The organism is Pseudoalteromonas sp. P1-8, assembly GCF_001399985.1.
Taxonomy (GTDB): domain Bacteria; phylum Pseudomonadota; class Gammaproteobacteria; order Enterobacterales; family Alteromonadaceae; genus Pseudoalteromonas.
Genome location: NZ_LJSO01000006.1, coordinates 262,276 through 281,181, shown reverse-complemented (window position 1 = coordinate 281,181; position 18,906 = coordinate 262,276). Strand labels below are relative to the sequence as shown.

General features: G+C 42.1%; 21 protein-coding genes. 13 read left to right on the top strand and 8 right to left on the bottom strand.

Translation table 11 applies throughout. The features are described from left to right. Positions 1-190 precede the first annotated feature (190 nt). Positions 191-2,134, bottom strand: a complete 1,944-nt coding sequence (locus AN213_RS10955; protein ID WP_055198636.1) for an AsmA family protein — start codon at positions 2,132-2,134, stop codon at positions 191-193. 249 nt (positions 2,135-2,383) lie between these two features. On the opposite strand from AN213_RS10955, the gene AN213_RS10950 reads away from it, so the two are divergent. The 4 genes from AN213_RS10950 to AN213_RS10935 all read left to right on the top strand — a co-directional run bounded on the left by AN213_RS10950 (position 2,384) and on the right by AN213_RS10935 (position 5,296). Beyond that, positions 2,384-2,803: a hypothetical protein gene (locus tag AN213_RS10950; RefSeq protein ID WP_055198628.1), complete on the top strand. Its 420-nt coding sequence runs from the start codon at positions 2,384-2,386 to the stop codon at positions 2,801-2,803. An 8-nt stretch (positions 2,804-2,811) separates the two neighbouring features. Then, positions 2,812-3,012, top strand: a complete 201-nt coding sequence (locus tag AN213_RS10945; protein ID WP_054562820.1) for a helix-turn-helix transcriptional regulator — start codon at positions 2,812-2,814, stop codon at positions 3,010-3,012. Between the two features lie 151 nt (positions 3,013-3,163). Further along, the gene (locus AN213_RS10940) at positions 3,164-4,330 is read left to right on the top strand and encodes a hypothetical protein (protein ID WP_054563031.1); all 1,167 of its coding nucleotides are present in this window, start codon (positions 3,164-3,166) and stop codon (positions 4,328-4,330) included. Between the two features lie 288 nt (positions 4,331-4,618). Then, positions 4,619-5,296 (top strand): TorF family putative porin, encoded by a 678-nt coding sequence (locus AN213_RS10935; RefSeq protein ID WP_054554395.1) that lies wholly within the window; start codon positions 4,619-4,621, stop codon positions 5,294-5,296. Between the two features lie 64 nt (positions 5,297-5,360). Here the strand turns inward: AN213_RS10935 and AN213_RS10930 are convergent, their stop codons facing one another. Beyond that, positions 5,361-6,254 carry an aldo/keto reductase gene (locus AN213_RS10930; RefSeq protein ID WP_055198635.1) on the bottom strand — a complete coding sequence of 298 codons (894 nt, stop codon included), beginning with the start codon at positions 6,252-6,254 and terminating at the stop codon, positions 5,361-5,363. Between the two features lie 170 nt (positions 6,255-6,424). On the opposite strand from AN213_RS10930, the gene AN213_RS10925 reads away from it, so the two are divergent. From AN213_RS10925 to AN213_RS10910, 4 genes are read left to right on the top strand one after another with little or no spacing between them, the layout of a single operon-like run. Next, the gene (locus AN213_RS10925; protein ID WP_054554396.1) at positions 6,425-7,135 is read left to right on the top strand and encodes a YIP1 family protein; all 711 of its coding nucleotides are present in this window, start codon (positions 6,425-6,427) and stop codon (positions 7,133-7,135) included. A gap of 48 nt (positions 7,136-7,183) precedes the next feature. Continuing rightward, complete coding sequence (locus AN213_RS10920; RefSeq protein ID WP_055198627.1) at positions 7,184-8,350, top strand: efflux RND transporter periplasmic adaptor subunit; 1,167 nt, start codon at positions 7,184-7,186, stop codon at positions 8,348-8,350. Continuing rightward, on the top strand, positions 8,350-9,057 hold the full coding sequence (locus AN213_RS10915) for an ABC transporter ATP-binding protein (protein ID WP_054562823.1): 708 nt from the start codon (positions 8,350-8,352) through the stop codon (positions 9,055-9,057). Before AN213_RS10920 ends, AN213_RS10915 begins: the two co-directional genes overlap by 1 nt. Then, complete coding sequence (locus tag AN213_RS10910; protein ID WP_054562824.1) at positions 9,050-10,288, top strand: ABC transporter permease; 1,239 nt, start codon at positions 9,050-9,052, stop codon at positions 10,286-10,288. Before AN213_RS10915 ends, AN213_RS10910 begins: the two co-directional genes overlap by 8 nt. On the opposite strand, the gene AN213_RS10905 is transcribed toward AN213_RS10910, so the two are convergent. Both AN213_RS10905 and AN213_RS10900 read right to left on the bottom strand, forming a co-directional pair. Then, positions 10,289-10,612, bottom strand: a complete 324-nt coding sequence (locus AN213_RS10905; protein WP_055198626.1) for a Bor/Iss family lipoprotein — start codon at positions 10,610-10,612, stop codon at positions 10,289-10,291. After that, positions 10,609-10,923, bottom strand: a complete 315-nt coding sequence (locus AN213_RS10900; protein WP_054554401.1) for a Bor family protein — start codon at positions 10,921-10,923, stop codon at positions 10,609-10,611. The genes AN213_RS10905 and AN213_RS10900 overlap by 4 nt, the downstream gene beginning before the upstream one ends. A 175-nt stretch (positions 10,924-11,098) precedes the next feature. Here AN213_RS10900 and AN213_RS10895 point away from each other — a divergent pair, with 175 nt between their 5' ends. From AN213_RS10895 to AN213_RS10885, 3 genes are read left to right on the top strand one after another with little or no spacing between them, the layout of a single operon-like run. Further along, the gene (locus tag AN213_RS10895; RefSeq protein ID WP_055198625.1) at positions 11,099-11,953 is read left to right on the top strand and encodes an endonuclease/exonuclease/phosphatase family protein; all 855 of its coding nucleotides are present in this window, start codon (positions 11,099-11,101) and stop codon (positions 11,951-11,953) included. A gap of 8 nt (positions 11,954-11,961) precedes the next feature. Then, a complete protein-coding gene (locus AN213_RS10890; RefSeq protein ID WP_236702914.1) occupies positions 11,962-12,324 on the top strand; it encodes a DUF5329 domain-containing protein in 363 nt (120 codons plus the stop codon). A gap of 29 nt (positions 12,325-12,353) precedes the next feature. Next, positions 12,354-13,031, top strand: a complete 678-nt coding sequence (locus AN213_RS10885) for a nitroreductase family protein (RefSeq protein WP_055198623.1) — start codon at positions 12,354-12,356, stop codon at positions 13,029-13,031. On the opposite strand, the gene AN213_RS10880 is transcribed toward AN213_RS10885, so the two are convergent. From AN213_RS10880 to AN213_RS10870, 3 genes are read right to left on the bottom strand one after another with little or no spacing between them, the layout of a single operon-like run. Then, on the bottom strand, positions 13,024-14,085 hold the full coding sequence (locus AN213_RS10880; RefSeq protein WP_055198622.1) for an efflux RND transporter periplasmic adaptor subunit: 1,062 nt from the start codon (positions 14,083-14,085) through the stop codon (positions 13,024-13,026). The two genes, AN213_RS10885 and AN213_RS10880, sit on opposite strands and share 8 nt — an antisense overlap. Further along, entirely contained in the window at positions 14,075-17,362 is a 3,288-nt protein-coding gene (locus tag AN213_RS10875; protein ID WP_055198621.1) for an efflux RND transporter permease subunit, read from the bottom strand. The genes AN213_RS10880 and AN213_RS10875 overlap by 11 nt, the downstream gene beginning before the upstream one ends. Before the next feature lie 3 nt (positions 17,363-17,365). Continuing rightward, a complete protein-coding gene (locus AN213_RS10870) occupies positions 17,366-17,671 on the bottom strand; it encodes a metalloregulator ArsR/SmtB family transcription factor (RefSeq protein WP_054562831.1) in 306 nt (101 codons plus the stop codon). Positions 17,672-17,804: 133 nt separating this feature from the next. On the opposite strand from AN213_RS10870, the gene AN213_RS10865 reads away from it, so the two are divergent. Continuing rightward, positions 17,805-17,993, top strand: coding sequence for a DUF2892 domain-containing protein (locus AN213_RS10865; protein WP_054562832.1), 189 nt, complete (start codon positions 17,805-17,807; stop codon positions 17,991-17,993). Position 17,994: 1 nt separating this feature from the next. After that, a complete protein-coding gene (locus AN213_RS10860; RefSeq protein ID WP_054562833.1) occupies positions 17,995-18,339 on the top strand; it encodes a rhodanese-like domain-containing protein in 345 nt (114 codons plus the stop codon). On the opposite strand, the gene AN213_RS10855 is transcribed toward AN213_RS10860, so the two are convergent. After that, complete coding sequence (locus tag AN213_RS10855) at positions 18,336-18,878, bottom strand: PH domain-containing protein (protein WP_055198620.1); 543 nt, start codon at positions 18,876-18,878, stop codon at positions 18,336-18,338. The genes AN213_RS10860 and AN213_RS10855 overlap by 4 nt on opposite strands. Between the last annotated feature and the right edge of the window lie 28 nt (positions 18,879-18,906).

Genomic DNA, 18,906 nt, shown 5'->3' with positions numbered 1-18,906 from the left:
AAGCAAGTTGTCTCTTAAGGGCGGGCAATTGTAGCAGCAATGGCAAGGAAGTGGTAGGTTATTTTTTAATTAATTTGGAATTAATCGCAATGCCTGCATTGAAGAATTACAGCAGCTTGCTGGTTTGTTATTGATTATAAAACAAACAGGGCGCAAATGCGCCCTGTTTTTGAGTTTAATTAAATTTTTATTAATTACCAAATAGACCTTTTAACTTGTCTTTAATTTTATCTTTGGCTTTTTCTTTGACTTCTTCTTTCGCCGCATCACTGACATCTAAGCTATAACCAACATCATGGAATGGGCCTTTGATACGCAGTGGAATTTTAAAGCCGGTACTATCATCGGTCGTGCCTTGCCCTTCGATTGAATCAACAATCCCCGTTACCAAGCGATAGTCTACATTCGTCATAGGTAAATCAACTTTACCTGAGCCTGTAATGCGAATAAGCGGGCTAAGTAGCGACAGATCTTTATTTTCACCAACACCGTTAGTGAATACAAAACTGCCCTGCAATGCTGAGAAGTCTGTTTGCTGTGAGTTATCAAAGCCAGTATCTAAACCTTCTGATACTGCGCTTAAGTTACCTTTGATAAGCTCTTTTGCTTTACGAACCATCTCTGCAATGTTGGCCCCTTTTACCGCACCATCAGCAAACTCAAAGCCTAACTTACCATTTAAAGCATTTATAAAGCTCTTTTGGCTTTGGCCTGTGGTCGTTAGCTCCCAGTTTAGAGAACCTTTACCCATTAACTTATCGAAACCAGCCGCATCAGTCAGTAATGGCTGCGCATCAATTTTATCTAAAGAAAAGTTAGTACTAATTTTATAAGGTGTTTGCTTGGCGTTAACGGTTATCACACCTTTACCATTGCCCTCATAAGCAACAAACTTGTCTAGACTGATTTTAGCCACGGCATTTTTTAGGTTCACCGTTAACTGGTTTTCACCAAGGGTAATATCATTGGCTTTTAAGCCACTTGAACGCACGACTACATTTGCATCAAGTGCATTTAAGCCGCTCATATCAATTGCAGTATCATCCCAAACAATTGGTTGTGCTGGCGCATCTGCTGCAGGCTCTGCTTGCTCTTCTTTAGCTACGCCCTCTGGTAGGTAAGGGTTTAGATCAAGCATACCTAAATCAATATCGGCATTCACAGCTAAACGATCACCAAGCTTAATATCGCTTTTACCTTTAATTTGCAGCTCATCTAGGGTGGCAAGTAGCTCAGTAAGCTTAAACTGCTGCCCTTTTAGATGCATTGACCCTTTTACATTAAAGGCATTAAACGCAATTTCTTTTGCATTAAGTTCAACACCTTGCCAGCTCGCAATATTTTTCACTGAGTCACCACTGACAGAAAGAAGCCCTTGCACGTCATTACCCATTTCTGCAATTGCACCTTTAAAATTCAAATCGACTAAGCGTGAATCAACCTCAGTGCTTACATTAAAGGTTTCGCCTTCAATCGCTTTAATAGGTGTATCTAGCGTGACATCTAAATCAAAGCGCTCACCCATATAGGTAATACCGCCTTTTAACTCTAAGGTCTTACGAAGAGAAGGTAATAGGATTGCTAATTCTAAATCGCTTATCTGTTGCTTTGCCCCGGTTTTACCATCTAGATAAGTGAAAGTACCACCGTAGATTGCTACTTCACCAAGTTCGATGTCAAAGTTATCTGGTAAGTTAACAGCGCCAGAACTCTTTTGCTGCTCTGTCTGTGGTTGCTCAGCAACCGCATCAAATAATTGCCAGTTTGCTTTACCATTTTTATCGGTTTCTAACAAAATTGTTGGTTCGTTAATAACGAATTTATCAAGTTTAAACTCACCGCCAAATAACGACATCCACGGGATACGGATAGCAAGTTGCTGCATGCTTGCCATATCTTTTTGTGAGCCTGTTTGCATATTGGCAAAGTGCACATCATTCAATTCGAGTTTTAATGATGGAAATACCGACAGCTTTTTATCGCCATTAATAGTCAGACTACGACCTGTGGTTTGTTCTACTTGCTCCGATACTTTATTAAATATCGCGTCTGTAGGTATTAGGAATGGTGCTGCGACTACCAATGCAATCAGTAATACGAAGATGACACCAACGATTTTCAGTAAGGTTTTCATAATCATCCTTAAAAATGGGCAAACAATGTTCTTATCATAGCGGGAGTTAGGCGCAATTGCATTGCCCAACACATAAAAAGGTTTGTGAACAAGCTTAGGTACAAGAATATGAATCAGCGCTGAAACCATTTGATACCTATAGGTTACAAAAAAATCTTGACCGCATGATACCTTAGGGTTACATTGATACCTGTAGGTTACATTGATACCTGTAGGTTACATTTGAGTTTAAAATAAAAGGAAACGATTATGTCTAAGCAAGATATCAAAACAGAAGAAAAGTTTATGAGTCATAACGCATGGTTTTCAATATTCATGGGAGTCACGTTATTAATTATTAGTGTTTACCCAATGCTCAAGCAAACATCAGCACCGTTACTGTTTATTGGCGGTACCGCATTTTTAGGATCTTTCTTTATGTTTGTAATTAGAGGGGGATTTACATGGAAACTTGGTTATCGCCTTACGTATAAGGATGAATTTTTAAATACGATTGATACCATCGCTTATAAACATGTAGTGCTTGGATTGCTTTTTAGCATGGGGGCTATTTTTTTATTGTCTGATGAACTTGCTTTAAATGTATCTCATAGCATGATGGCCACATTTTACCTTGCTTTGATGTGTTTGATATATGGCGTATCAATTCTTTGGCAAAGTAGAGACTAGGTATAAAAGTGCAAAATAATATCGCTAAATTTCGTAAAGATAAGGGGTTATCGCAGCAAGAACTTGCTGATGCCATTGCAGTATCACGTAAAACCATCAGCACAGTTGAAACCGGCCGCTTTATACCCTCGGTGATTATCGCGTTAAAAATTGCTACTCACTTTGAACTCAGTGTTGAGCAATTATTTACACTCGATGACAATGATTAATAAACCACATCAGCCGCAATCTTACTTATAAATTATCAGTAAGATTGCATCATTCCATTACTTCGGTATGATGCACGACCCTGTTGTTTTTGCACCCTGTGTACTAAAATTAAACAACCCAATTTGGTCAAAACTGGAGTATCGATTAAGCATGAAGAAACTGCTTATTTCACCGTCAAAAATGGCGCTTGGCGAGCAAGAAAGTCAAATTTATCAAAATATCCTCAAGCAAGCCTCTGATATCAGCTTAAACCTTATGGCAGTTAAAGTAGAAAACCACCCTGAAGACTTTTTAGGTTGGTGCTATGAGCTATTAAGTGCAAGCCGTGATCGCATTAACTACGATCTGTTAGAAGATAAGCAATTACCCACTCTTAAAAAACTTCATGACTTATTAATTTCTGCAATCAGTTTTTTGCAGTTAAAAACATTAAGGGTTGCGCCATGGCCTGTTATTGCAGGCTTCATCGAGCAGCATAAAGAGCTTGTAGCCCTTGATGAGCAACTACGCTTAGCTAATTACATTGCCGCAATTAAATCGCAATCCCTAAAAGAGATGATCCCAGAAGACCGTTTAGCGTTTTCAGGTAAACACAGTGCCTCGCTTGATCCAAGCAGCTATAACTTCGACGTTGAATGGTTTGCTTCTACTAAGAACGCAAAAGGTTTCCACCAAATGTTGAGTGATTTACCAGGTGCATTCGATGAGGCGCTTGTACACATTCCACTTGAGGGTGAAGTAACGCAAGAACATTATCAGCATTTTATGGTTGCTTACTTCATGGCATTTAATGGCAGCGATGAAAAGCCAACGCTTGCTCCTGCTACTCGCTTGCTTGCGATGCGCCGACCTGACGTGTTTACACCAATCGTAAATAGTAAACTTGATGCCCTTTGTGCGGCATTAGGCATTACTAAGCTTAATAACCGTGATTTTGAGCGCTACTGGCAAGATGTTGTCGAAGCAATACATAGCATGCCTTGGTTCAAAATGGCCAGTGCAGCAAATGAGCTTGAACAATCTCTGGTTGAAATCAAAGCCCTATTGCCTAGCTTCTTTTATTATGCAGATAAAAGTACCGCTGATAACTCTAACTATATTAAGTTGTTAAACAAACCTAAGAGTACCACAAGCTCAGCAGGTAAAAAGACCGTACGCCGTGGCAAAGAATCAGCAGAGATACTGGTGGACCGAGCATTAGCAAGTGATGATATCCCTGAACATATCAAAGCTAAGCGCGATTCAATCATCAGTGAAGTTGAAAAAGGCCGCAGTGTTGAAGAAACCATTACTCTAATGCGTGCAATTTTCGGCTAAGTTACTCTCAAATAAGCAAAACCCGGTTGCTTCGCAATTGTGCAACCGGGTTATTTTTTGCACCACACATGTGCGCATGAACAATTCAAATAACCATCCTTTTCACAATTAAACAAGTTTAAAAGCCTGTTTTTAAAGCCTTTAAGCATAAAATATCCCGCTCGGAATTAACTTGGCACAACCAGTGCAATATCGTATCCAGACAACACATAGAAAATGTCCTCAAATAATAACCAGACTGCAATCTGAAAATGGGACAAAATCAACATAACAACAGGATACAGAAACATGCTAAAACTAAAAAAAACGGTCGCAGCAAGCGCCCTTGCGCTATTAACTTTGAGCTCAACATATAGCTATGCAGAAGTTACAGCAAACGCTGCGGCAACTTCAAACTACTTATGGCGTGGTCAAGAGCAAGGCGGTGGTGATGCTGCAATCCAAGGTGGTATCGACTACGCAAGTGAATCTGGCTTTTATGCGGGTACTTGGGTATCGAATGCTAGCTGGGCTGACGACATGACTTACGAGCTAGACCTTTATGCTGGTTTTGGCGGTGAAATCAATGAAACCTTTAGCTACGATGTTGGCTACATTTATTATGCATACCCAGATGCAGCATCTTACACTGATGCAGACTTCTCAGAAATCTACGGTAGCATTAGCATGGGTAGCTTCACCTTTGGTGCAGCAGTCCTAGCAACATCAGCAGCAAGCGGTGACGGTACAGATTTTGGTGACTCTCTATATTTAAATGCTGACTACAGTTTCCCAGTTGGCAGTACCGGTGCAGAAATGGCCCTTCACTTAGGTCATTACTCAGGGGATTTCATTGGTGATGATGACATCATCGACTACGGTGTTTCAGTGTCGAAAGACGGCTTTACTTTCGGTCTTTCAGACAACGACATTGATGGTTCAGATGTAAAAGTGTATGTCGCTTACGCGGTTGACTTCACTTTATAAAGAATGTGTTACTTGCTGCAACACGAAGGGCCGTTAAGGCCCTTTTCTCGTTTTGGGCTATATATTAAGGCACACTATGCCCGGTTGAGCCTTGCCAAATGCGATACCATTGTTCACGGTTCATAGTAAGCTGCTTAGCTTCAACAGCTGATTTAACACGCTCAATATTACCCGTACCAAGTACCACAGACGGTGCACTTGGGTGCATTAACAGCCAAGCATAAACAACTTGATCAATGGCTGTGGCGCCAATTTCAGCACCAACCTGCTCCAACACTGTACGTAAACGCACCGCTTTTTCATCATCACTTGAGAATATACGACCCCCAGCTAATGGTGACCAAAGCATAGGTTTGATATCGAGCAATTGACATTGGTCTAAGCTACCATCATCAAGGGCTTTCATTTCGTAAGGTGAAAACTCAATTTGATTAGTCACAAGCTCAAAGTCTAAACGCGACTGCAATAAGCTAAATTGCGATGGGGTAAAATTAGATACACCAAAATCAATCACGTCACCATTTGCTTTTAGGGTATTAAATGCTTGTGCCATTTCATCGGCGTTCATTAAGTAATCAGGGCGATGGATAAGTAATACATCTAAACGATCAGTGTTAAAGTTTTTAAGTGACTGCTGTGCTGAGGCAATTATATGCGCGGCACTTGAATCATAATGGTTTGCTTTGCCTTGTAATCCTAGGCTGGCAAACGCAGGCTTAATACCACATTTAGTGATTATTTTGATTTCATCACGAATACTTGGTTTTAGTTTAAGTGCTTTACCAAATTCGGCTTCACAACCGTATTCACCATAGATGTCAGCATGATCGGTATGTGACACACCCATCTCAATTGCATTTTCTAAAAAACTTAAGCATTGCTGTGGCGTTATCTGCCAATCTAACAAGCGCCAGAATCCTAATACCAACTCATCAATACAACGACCATTGCTATTCACCATAACGACCTACTATTCCTAATAAATTCGACTCAAATTAATCCTTTAACCATATCACAGATTTACTAATCACAGCTGTTAACATACAGTTACAAAACAAATTGCTAATTTGTTACTAAACAGGATATTTTAGTACCTAAAAACAAATGTTATAAAACAAGGAATAAAAAATGAAATCATCAAATGTCATGACCGCATTGGTTGATATTTTTATCAGCCCGAGCAAAGCCTTTAATGGTTTAAAGGAAGCAAAAGGTTGGTCTTTTGTTGCCTTTATTTTACTTGCCGGCATCCTCGCTGCCAGCATGTTTGCTTTTTACAATAAAGCTGACCCGCAGTTTTTAATCGATCAACAAGTGGCTGCTGCCAGTGTTGATGCCACCATTGCAGAACAAAAAATGATTCGCCAAAGCATGGAGCAAACCATAGATATGCAAGTATGGTTTGCTATGTTTGGTGGCATCATTGGTTTGGCTGTTATTAATGCTCTAATGGCAGGCTACTACCTATTTGTATCTAAGCAAGATCCAGAAGCTAACTACGGTTATGGTGCGTGGTATGGCTTTGGTGTGTGGACCATGATGCCAATGATTATCTCAAGTCTTGGTTTACTCATCTTAGTATTAACTGCGAGTACCGACCAAATCTCACAGACGTTATTTAACTATGCTTCGATTAACCAACTTTTAATTGGTTTAGAAATTGGCCACCCATTCTACACCTTACTTGAAAGTCTCAATATCTTTTCTATTTGGGGTATTTTCATCGCAGCTATCGGTTTAAAGAGCTGGACTAATTTCACTTTCAATAAAGCGCTACTGTTTGCAGCTCTACCAAGTATTGTTATTTACGGTATTTGGACTGTAATCGCTCTCGTTTAATTCTGCTTTGAGCGGCAATATGCCGCTCTTAAATACCAAGGAAGTAACATGAAAAAAGCCATTATTATTGGCCTCGCTGTTACGGCATTTGTCGCTTTACTTATTTCAAAACAAGTCACAGTCAATAAAGATGCACCAGAAATGCATATTGCAGAAGTTGAACAAGGCAATATTGCCGATTCAATTTTAGCCTCTGGCAACCTAGTGTTTAATACCCAAGTGCAACTGCGCTCAGAAGTGACAGGCCGTGTAGCGAAAGTGTTTGTAGAGGAAGGTGAAAGTGTCACTGAGGGCGATATTTTAATGCGCCTAGATACGACCGCGTTTGAATCTGAAGTTGCACGCAACAAGGCCGTGCTTCGCGCGACCGAAATCGATATTAAGCATAGCGAAACCCGATTGAAAAATATCGAGCGTCAACTAAGCCGCCAGAAAGAGCTTTATGAAGTTGGCCTTGCAGGCCAAGAAGTGTATGAAAACCTACAAAATGCCCGCGATTTAGCAAAAATAGATATTGAAGCAAGACGTGAAGCTTACAACCAAGCCCAAGCATCGTTATTGATTGCTGAAGACCGTTTAAATAAAAGCGTGTTTCGCGCTCCAATGAGTGGCCTACTTGCTTCGGTAAATATTAAAGAAGGTGAAACTGTTATTGCGGGAACAACTAACATTATTGGCTCAGACTTGATGCTAGTAGCTGATCCAAGCGCAATATTAGCCGAGCTTCGAGTGGATGAGACCGATATTGCCGGTATCAAATTAGACCAACATGCAGATATCTATGCCGCCGCTTACCCAAATCAACCTTTCACTGGCAAAGTAATAAACATTGGCACATCAGCAAAAAATCAAGCCGGTTCTCAGGGCTTATCATTTAAAGTCAAAGTACTGCTTGATGCCACTGACCGCCAGCTTTATGCCGGAATGAGCTGTCGCGCAGAAATCGCCACAAGCATTGCCGAAAATGGCTTAAAACTGCCTATTGAAGCTATTCAAAAAGAGGATGATAGCTACTTTGTCTGGAAGCTTAATGCAGATAATACAGTAACTAAAACAGCTGTTACGGTAGGTATTTCTTCAGATATCGAACAAGCACTAACCAGCGGTGTTGCAAAAGGAGATCGTATTGTTATCGGCCCAGCTAGACCACTTAGCTCACTAAAAGAGGGTGATACGGTAGCCGTTAAAAACAGCCCTGAAAAAGGTGCTAACTAATGTCTGCGGTGATCAAACTCAGTAATATCAATAAACAATACAAAATGGGCGAACAAGTTTTCAAAGCCCTTGATGATATTAATATTGAAATTGCACAAAATGAGTATGTTGCCATCATTGGCCCTTCAGGCTCAGGTAAATCAACCCTGATGAACTTGCTTGGCTGCTTAGATACTCCCACCAGTGGTGACTACTATTTAAAAGATAAGCTAGTAAAGCGCATGACCGAAACGGAGCTTGCTCATCAGCGTAATGAAAGTGTTGGCTTTATTTTTCAAAGCTTTAACTTATTACCACGAGCATCCGCCCTTGAAAATGTTATGCAGCCCTTAGTGTATCGATTTATTTCTGCCAAAGAGCGAAAGCAACAAGCGCTCGAATCATTACAACGGGTTGGTCTTGGCGATAAGGTAAATCACCTTTCGAGCCAGCTTTCTGGTGGCCAACGTCAACGTGTCGCTATAGCTCGCGCACTGGTTACTAAGCCCCACATTCTACTTGGTGATGAGCCTACCGGTAACTTAGATAGTAAAACCACCACTGAAATCATGGCGCTGTTTGATGAGCTTCATAACGAAGGACACACCATCATTTTGGTTACTCATGAACAAGATATTGCTGATCACTGCCAACGTGTTATTCGCTTAGTTGATGGCAAGGTTGTTAGTGATACTCGTAAAGGCGAAGGAACAAGACAACATGTTTAAATCTGCTATCGCTGTAATGGAAGGTACAAAAGCCGCACTGATGGCAATTAAAGCCAATGCGATGCGCAGTGCCCTTACCTGCTTAGGCATTATTATTGGTGTTGCAGCGGTTGTGACCGTGGTGGCAGTGATGCAAGGGTTTACCAAGCAAATTAATGATCAGCTTGCTGATATGTCTCCCGATGTCACCAATATAAAACCTTACACTAGCGTAGAAAAAGAAATGGTAGGTCAACAAGCAAAGTTAACCTACAGCGACTTTTTAACTCTAAAAGCCCGAGTGAAAGAAGCCGAAACCTTTACTGCGCTAATGTTTACTTGGCGCTTTTCTGGTGCAGCAGAGTATGGCAATAAAAGTCATGCTTCACGGGTAATGGGCACCGAGCAAGACTACCAAAAAGCTTATCGCACCTACCCAGAACTCGGGCGGTTTATTCGCGCAGAAGATGATGAAAAACGCCGTCGAGTGGCATTTATTGGCCCTTCAATTATCGAAAAGCTTAACCTGCCTGAAAACCCTGTAGGTGAGTATATCAAACTCGGTGGTGAGTGGTTTCGCATTATTGGTGTTGCTGAAAAACAAGGTAGTTTATTAGGTTTTGACCAAGACGATTACATTAATATTCCAATAAGTACCATGAGTGCGCTAGAAGGCGGCAGTGTTGATACCAATGTACAAATGATGTTTCGTTTGAAAGATGATGCTAACGAAGCGCAAGTATTGGGTAAAATTCGCCGTATCTTACGTCAATTACATAAACTGAAAGACGGTGAAGATGACGACTTTGAATTTGAAACCGCCGAAAAAGCCCGTGCTAATATCGATAAATTTACCGGAAGTGCTACCGCAATTACCGCGGGGATAGTGGGTATCAGCCTGGTAGTTGGTGGTATTGGAGTGATGAATATCATGCTGGTTTCGGTAACAGAACGTACGCGTGTGATCGGCACCTTGAAAGCATTAGGTGCAACACCTGGCTTTATTATGCTGCAATTTTTAGTTGAAGCGGTGGTGCTATCACTGTTTGGTGGTTTAATTGGTTTAGCGATTGGTTATGGTGCTGCGGCACTGATTTCGTTATCAGTGCCGAGCATGCCAGATGCCTACATACCGGGTTGGGCGATTATGCTGTCATTTGGCTTTACTTCATTGATTGGTATTGTGTTTGGCTTAGCGCCCGCTATTAAAGCGGCACGCTTAAACCCAATTGATGCGCTGCGTTATGAATAACTAGTCTGGCTTATAAGGTACTTGAGCGCAGCTTATTTCAACTGTTTTCGGGTACCAAATAGGCCCAACTTGGTTTACTGCAGCTTCAGCTAAACCATTGGTGAACGACTTATAAGTGTGAACAGTTTGCCATTCGGAATCAGGACACTCCTCAGATAAGTCGACAGGCTTTGAACCTTCGTAAAGCGCTGCGGCAAAGTTATGATGCCATTGCTCTGTTGCAGGCGCTTTATTGGCTTGTGCAGCACTGCCATTATCAAAGTAGATATTTGTGCAACCACTTAAGGTTGCTACTAACACAGTTGTTACTAGACGACTTTTCATAGTTGTTGCTCCTGTGCTTGTTGCTCACACCATACTTTTACTGTGTGAGGAGCATAAATTCCGAGTGTAACAAGTCCTAATGCGCCATCAGCGAATGTTTGTTGCGATTGCATTTGGGCAACTTTTTTATCTTGGCAAATAGCCTTTACATCAACGCGCTCTTCACCAACAAGGCCCCACAAAAAGAATGGGCGGCTATCTTGGTAATCAGCTTTAGTGGCTAATTTATTGGTTGTTTTTTCTGGCACTATGGTGACTGATGAACACGCTGTCACCGATAAGGCAAGCAGCATACAGGCCATTTGTTTCATAAGTAGTTCCTTTGTCTGAGTTGTTAAGCTCAGTAAGTATAAGAATATGAGTACACATTTTGGGTAAGAAAGCGTATAAAAATTGTAGGAAATACTACAGTTTCTAACATTTAGCCTTTGAACTAAACTGAGGCTATCGACGACTAACTCTCAAGGAAAGTAACTAAAGGTCATTATGACGGCATATCTGCGTATATTTTTATTACTTGTGTGTTTAAGTGTGCTGCCTTGGTATAGCTTTTCAAGCGATCCTAGCTCTGATGAGCAACAAGGTATAACCAAAACCGCTGTGAACCTTGCTAATTGCCAACAGCAATTAGCGCAAAGCCGCATGCAAACTTACGCTGAACATTATATTTTGCCCTATCAGTTCAAGTTATTGAGTTGGAATATCTACAAAGCACAAATAGATGGCTTACTCACAGATTTACAAAACCTAAATGCCGATGCTGATATTGTGTTATTACAAGAAGCTATCGAAGAACCTTCGCTTACAAAGCTAAAACCTTACTGGCGCTTTGCTAAAGGGTATAAGAGCGGCAGCGTGCAATCAGGAGTTATGACACTCAGCCGCTGGCCAGCTACTGTACATTGTACACTCACCCATAAAGAGCCTTGGCTACGTAGCCCAAAAGCCACCAATATTGTGGAGTATGCGCTGCCAGATCAACAGTTATTACTGAGTATTAACCTACATGCCATTAACTTTACGATTGGCGTTAGTGACTTTAAGCAACAGCTCGACGATGCAGCCGCTATTATGCGAACGCATAAAGGCCCTATTGTATTTGCCGGTGATCTCAATACCTGGAGTGATGAACGCCAAGCCTTATTACAGCAAACATTGACCCAGCTAGGTTTGCACGAAGCTATTTATTTAGATGATAAGCGCACCAAAGCATTTGGATTAGCACTTGACCAAGTATGGGTGCGTGGTGTCAAAATAGAAACTACCGTTGTACCTGAGCTTGCAAGCTCAGATCATAACCCAATAATTGCAACCTTGACGATAGAGCATCAAACGCTATGAGATTATGTATGAGAGGATATTGGTTAATCGCATTAATGTTATTGAGCATCAGCCAACTCAGTGATGCAGCAACCCCAGAACAAGAGATAAAACACCTCATTGATTTTGTTGCTAAAAGCGATGCCGTATTTATTCGCAACGGTACAGAGCACTCAAGCCAAGATGCTTCCGAACACCTTGCTATGAAGTATCGAAAAGCAACCCGCTATGCAAAAACTGCCGAAAAGTTTATCGAGAATCTGGCGAGTAAAAGCTCATGGAGCGGTAAGCCCTATAAAGTAAGACTCAGCAATGGGTCGTTACTCAATGCAAAAGATTGGTTGAGCAATGAATTAAAAGAGTACCGCCGAAACCAACATATTCATAATTAAAATCATCAACACACAAGAAGCGAAAAGCCATGCAAGAACACAAAAATCAGCCACTCAATGACTTTATTGAGTACCCTCATGACGAGATGCTAAAACGCGCCGAAGAGTTTTTAGCCGTGAGTCAGCGTCGCCACAGTATTCGTAGCTTTAGCGACCGCCCAGTGCCAAAAGAAATAATCGAAACCTGTATTAGAGCGGCTGGCACTGCACCGAGCGGTGCCAATCATCAACCTTGGCACTTTGTAGCAATACACAGCAGCGATGTGAAAAAACAAATTCGAGAAGCCGCTGAAAAACTAGAGCGCTCATTTTATGAAGGTCGCGCGGGTGAAGAATGGTTAGATGCCTTAAAACCACTTGGCACCGATGCCAGTAAGCCCTACCTTGAGCATGCACCTTGGCTAATTGCCGTGTTTAGTCAAAAGAAAGGCGGTATTTCTGCCGATGACAAAAATACCAATTACTATGTTCATGAATCTGTTGGCCTAGCAACCGGCTTTTTAATTCAAGCACTACACAGAGCTGGCCTTGCCACCCTCACGCATACACCAAAACCAATGAGCTTTTTAACCGAAATTTGTGGCCGTGATAAAGATAATGAGCGCCCTTACATGCTGCTAATTGCAGGCTACCCAGGCACAGATGCAACCATCCCTGAGCATGCCTTAGTGAAAAAGTCGCTGGACGAAATAGCGACCTTTATTTAGTTTTAAAATCAACAGCCAGCACATCACCTGGGTTTAAACCTGAAACGATGTGCTGCTTGCCATCGAGCATTTCGCCAAGGCGCACATAGCGGCGCACTATCTGATTATTTTCAAGTAAATAGACCATACTCAATTGGCCATATTGGTGCACCCAGCTTGACTCAATCAACACCCCTTTTTCAGTGGCGAGCGGTAATTGTAATTGCGCATAAAGCCCAGGCATTAACCCAGTTTGCGCATCTGTTTCTAAACGGATTTCCATACTACGCGCAGCACTATCAGCAACAGGCACAATTTCTGTCACTGTGGCAGGCATTGACGTAGATAAAGCAGGTAGTTTAACCGTTAGAGTTTGACCAACATTCAACTTAATTGCTTGTTGTTCTCTGACATTAAATGCTAATTGCAATTGTTGTGGGTTATACAGTGCGAGTAATGGCGTGCCAGGAGTTGCGGTATCGCCAGGCTCTGCAAAACGCTCAACCACAACACCTGAAATCGGCGCTTTAATTTGCGTAAAACTCAATGCAACTTGCGCTTGTGTTTGCTGCTGCTTAGCAATCGCTAGGTTCGCCGTTAAATTATCGAACCTTGCTTTTGCATCGTCGTATTCGCTAACAGATACCAAGCCTTGCTTGTATAAATCGTTAATACGCTGTAGTTGTTTCTCCGCTTGAGTCAACGAGGCATTAATTGCATTTATTTGTGCTTCGCTTTGAGCAAGTCCTGCTTTAAAGTCATCTTGCTGCAAGGTAATTAGCACGTCACCTTGTTTTACAGTATCGCCAGCGCGTACATTTAAACGCTCAACTTGTGCCATTACACGAGAAGAGATTTGCGTATTTTGTTTTGCAATCACGGTGCCCGGTACAACTTCATCACGAGCAATATCTGCCAGTGTTACTGTCACTAACTGACCAGTGTAATCATTTGCTGATGGGTTTTTCATGCCTGCAGCTTGCTTATCAGAGAAACTGCCCGCCATGTAAAGTACCGCCACAATGATCACAGATAACGCGATGATTGAACCAATAAGTTTCGATTTACCCTGCATGAGCTTGTTCCTCTTTGGCTGCATCCTTTGCAAACACTAAATAATAAACCAGCGGCACAACAAATAATGAGAACAATGTTGATGCCACAATACCAAAAATAATTGCGATCGCTAGACCGCTAAATACCGGGTCTAGGGTGATCACCAAGTTACCTAATAAGGTGGTTCCCGCAGTCAGTAACACAGGGCGCATACGCACCGTACCTGCGGCAATCAAAGCCTGTTTAATTGCCATACCTTGGCCGCGAGCTTGATTAATAAACTCAACTAAAATAAGTGAGTTACGAACCACAATACCAGCAAGTGCAATCATGCCTATCATGGCTGTTGCGGTGAATAGCACCGGCTCTGGAGCACCAGCAATAGTGCGCTCTCCAAATTGATTCAAAAGCCAAAAGCCCGGCATGATCCCTATTACGGTTAATGGAATAGCCGACATGATGATCAGTGACAAACTCGCAGAGTTTGTTTGAATGCGTAAGATGATGAAAATTGCAGTGAGCGCAAACGCAAAGGCAATCCCCATATCTCTGAATACATCAATGGTAATTCGCCATTCACCTTCACCACTAAAGGTCACGTCAGTGCCAGCAGGTAATTGCCAAGCTTGGCCACCACCATTATTGAAAAAGTGCCTACTTTGCCAATCTGTTTGGCTAAATTCGTCAGTGCTGATGCCTAAGTCGGCGTTAACGTCAGCAATAATTTCAGCGGGTGTACGACCATTTAGCTCAGCCATAACATATACAACATTACGCTGATCTTTACGCATAATTGGCTTGGCAACCTCTTGATGCTGAAATTCACCTAACTCAGATAGCGCCACCAGCGGCCGCGGTGCACTTTGCAGCCCAAATTCGTCACTGGTTTTTGCAAGTTCCCTATCGCCACGCACTTGTAATGCCAGCAATTGAGCAAATTGGTTACGGTCTTGATATGGTAGTTGCAGTTTTATATCGACAGGATCTGTTTCGCCGCTAACATATAACACCCCAACATTTTGCCCATGCGAGGCAATGGCTAAGGTCTGGGCAATATCTTGCGTAGACACCGCCGACAATGACGCTTTACTTTTATCAGTAACAAAACGTTGTAATGGCGCATTGGCAGCAATACTGGTATCAACTTCAACCACATGCGGCTCTTGCTTTAATCTTGCAGCAACAGCAAGGGCTGCTTGATAGTGAGTCTCTGTATCAACAAATGGCTCACTGTAAACTTCGGCCACTAAGGTACTTAAAACCGGCGGACCCGGTGGCACTTCAACCACTTTAATTACAATGCCATCGGTTGCCAGTGGCGCTAATGCGGCACGCAAGCGCATGACCACGCCATGAGATTGATGATCACGCTTAGTTTTATCGAGCAGTAATACTCTGAGTTCAGCTAAATTAGCAGCTTCACGTCGATAATAACCACGCACCATACCATTAAAGTCCATGCTTGATGGCTGACCAACATAGGCTGCCGCCTCACTTACTTCATTTAATTGCCAAGTGATGGTTTGTACTTGTCTAGTGAAAGCGGCGGTTTGCTCAAGGCTCGTGCCTTCTGGCATATCAATTAAAACTTGCAACTCGTTTTTATTATCAAACGGTAATAGCTTTAGAGGCACTGCACGCATTACGGGTAACATGGCACTGGCGACAAACAAAGCTAATGTGGTCCATAAAACGAGTTTGGCGCGGCCTTTAGACTCAAGTAATGGCGATAACATGCGCTCGTATAAGCTATGGGGGTTAGCTTCTAGTTGCATGCTGTCATCGACTGGCGCTTTAAGTAATTTCATGGCTAACCATGGCGTGACAAAAAATGCCACTATGGTTGAAACCATCACACTGACCGGTACATTAAATGCCATCGGTGCCATATACGGCCCCATCATGCCGGTGATAAATGCAAGTGGGATAAATGCCACCATAATGGTCAATGTAGACATAAACAGCGCCACACGAATTTCGCTCATGGCATCAACTATGCGTTGTTTTTTATCGCCTTTTTTTGTTAAAAAGCGACTTATGTTGTCTATCCCAGTAATGGGATCATCAACCAATAGACCTAAAGAAAGTATTAATGCAAACAGCGTAACTCGGTTAATCGTATAGCCAAAGGCAAAATCAAGTGTCAGGGTGATGCCGTAGCAAATAGGTACCGCTAGCCCCACAACAATCGCTGGTCGCCAACCTAAAAATACGCCAACAAAAATAACCACGGTAAATACCGCAAACACTAAGCTCGAGGTAAGGTTATTTACTTTTTCGTTCGCTGTTTGGCCATAGTCACGCAGTACGGTGTAGCCCACTTCATCTGGTAGTAGATTAGCCGATAAACTGTCCATCATGCTGTGCACTTCGTTAGCCACAGCTACCGCATTGGTGCCTGCTTGTTTAGCGACACTAATGGTCACTAAAGGAAGTTGTTGCTGGTTATCTGAATGAGCCAACCATTGATAGCTTTGTGCTTCGCTTGGACCATCACTCACTTGGGCCACATCGCTTAGATAAACACTCTTACCGTTTACCACATTGACAACAAGCCGTTCAATCGCAGATTGAGAGCGTAAAACATCACCCACTTGTAAGGCAATTTGCTGCTTACCCTCAACAACACTGCCCACATTCACTAATTGGTTAGATACGCTAAGCGCATAATACACATCGGTTAATGTTGTTTGGTGTGCAGCAAGAGCACTTGCATCAAGGTTAATCGTTAATTGACGAGTTCGACCAGCAATCACTTTCACTTCGCTGGTATTTTCGATGCGCTGTAAACTGTTAGCGATTTCGTTAGCAAAGCGGGTAAGTTGATAATCATCGTAAAGTTTTGGATCTTTACTAAATAAGCCCAGCATCACAATGGGTACATCGTTCACTTCAACCGGACGTATTTGCCATGAGCTGATCACTGACGCCATCGTGTGTTGATAGCTATAGAGTTTAGCGTAAGTGTCGAGGATGGCTTGCTCACGATCGTGACCAACTTCAAAGCGAAGAGTAACAACAGTAGCATTACTTTGTGTAGTCGAGTAAATATGCTCGACGCCCGTTAACTGCGCCAATAACTTTTCCAATGGTTCAGTTACCAGCCTTGCTACTTCTGGCGCTTCAACGTTTGGCGCTGCCACATATATATCAAGCATCGGAACCACAATTTGCGGCTCTTCTTCACGGGGTGTTTGCTTTAATGCCATTAAACCAAGCAGCACCGACATAATAAAAATAATGACAGGGAGGCGGCCGCTCAAGCTGTTTTTTACTGCATTATCGATAGCATTCATTGCTTAATTACCTTTGCAAAATAAGCCATGTAGGGTCGCTAAGATTGATACCACATTTTCATCCACCACGCGGTAATAAATAGTTTGGCTTTCGCGTCGAGTCGCAACTATCTGAGCTTTTCTCAGCGCCGCTAAGTGTTGCGATAATGCAGACTGCGCCAACGGCACAGCTTCGTTTAATTCGCTCACGCTCATTTCACCATCTTGCAGCGAACATAAGATCATCAAGCGATTTTTATTCGCCAATATCTTTAGCATTTGCTCTGCTTGTTCCACATTGTCGGCCATAGCCGCAAAATCGATGTTCATAATCACACTACTCTATATTCTTAAAATACCGCTAAAGTATAGATTGATATATTAGAAAAGTCTAATATTAGAATTTACTAATGTAGTGTTATCTAATATATTAAATACATCACTCTGTTATCGAGGTCTTATTATGAAACTAAATGACGCGCTTCGCCTAATTGCTGGTGTAATGATCTGTATTTCATTGTTGCTACAACAGTTTCACAGTCCGCTGTGGATTTGGTTTACGGTATTTATTGCTCTAAACTTAATTCAATCGGCATTCACTAAGTGGTGCCCAATGATCACCATTTTACGCAAACTTGGCATGGAGGATTAGTATGCTGACCCCAATTCCTGACTTAATGAAAATTATTGCCCCAAACCAGCGCCGCATTAGCGCTGACCAAGCAAAACAAGAATTAAGCGAAAACCACGGTTTATTAATAGACGTACGAGAACCTGCTGAGCACGCAACTAAAGCAGCAACAGGTGCAATTAATATCCCGCGTGGTGTACTTGAAATGAAATTAATGGAAATTGAAAAAGATCCTGCAAGACCCATTTACTTACACTGTGCAAGTAGTGCCCGCGCCACACTAAGTGCCGAAGCACTGACTCGTGTTGGCTACGAAAATGTCACTGTAATCACCTGTAATGCAGAACAAATCTGTCAGGTTTTTTAACGCTTTTCATCTAATAGCGTAACTAACATTTGCTCAATGTTTTTTACGCTATAAGTAAGTGAGCGCAGCAGTTCTAACTGAGTATCTTCAGGTTGATGCTCAGCTTTAGCACTGCTGCTTTGAGTCATTTCATCTTTTTGTTTCAAGATTGCCTCGCGAAACTTCTCAGCATCAACCACTCCGAGTAATGATACCAATGCACCTTGCCCTGATTGACCTGCCGTTTCAAAACTCAGTCGATAAAGACCAAATTGACGCATCAAAGGACCTTGGCTAAGTGCCACATCGGTTATTTTTTCAAGTGGGATCGATTTTTCTTCTTTAAAGAATACACCGCGTTTTACCACTAACTTACGCGTTAGCAACGTGGCTGACATCGCCGCTAAAATACGCCCTGCCACCAGCCAGATTATTAACGCAACAATGGGAATGAAAGGGATACCTACCATACTAATCACACAGGTAAAAATACCCAGTAATAACCAATATTGTTTTACTTTTGGATCAAAGCTAGCACTCGTTAAACTGGTTTCTGTCATCATAGGCTCCTTGATAGAGAGTTATGAC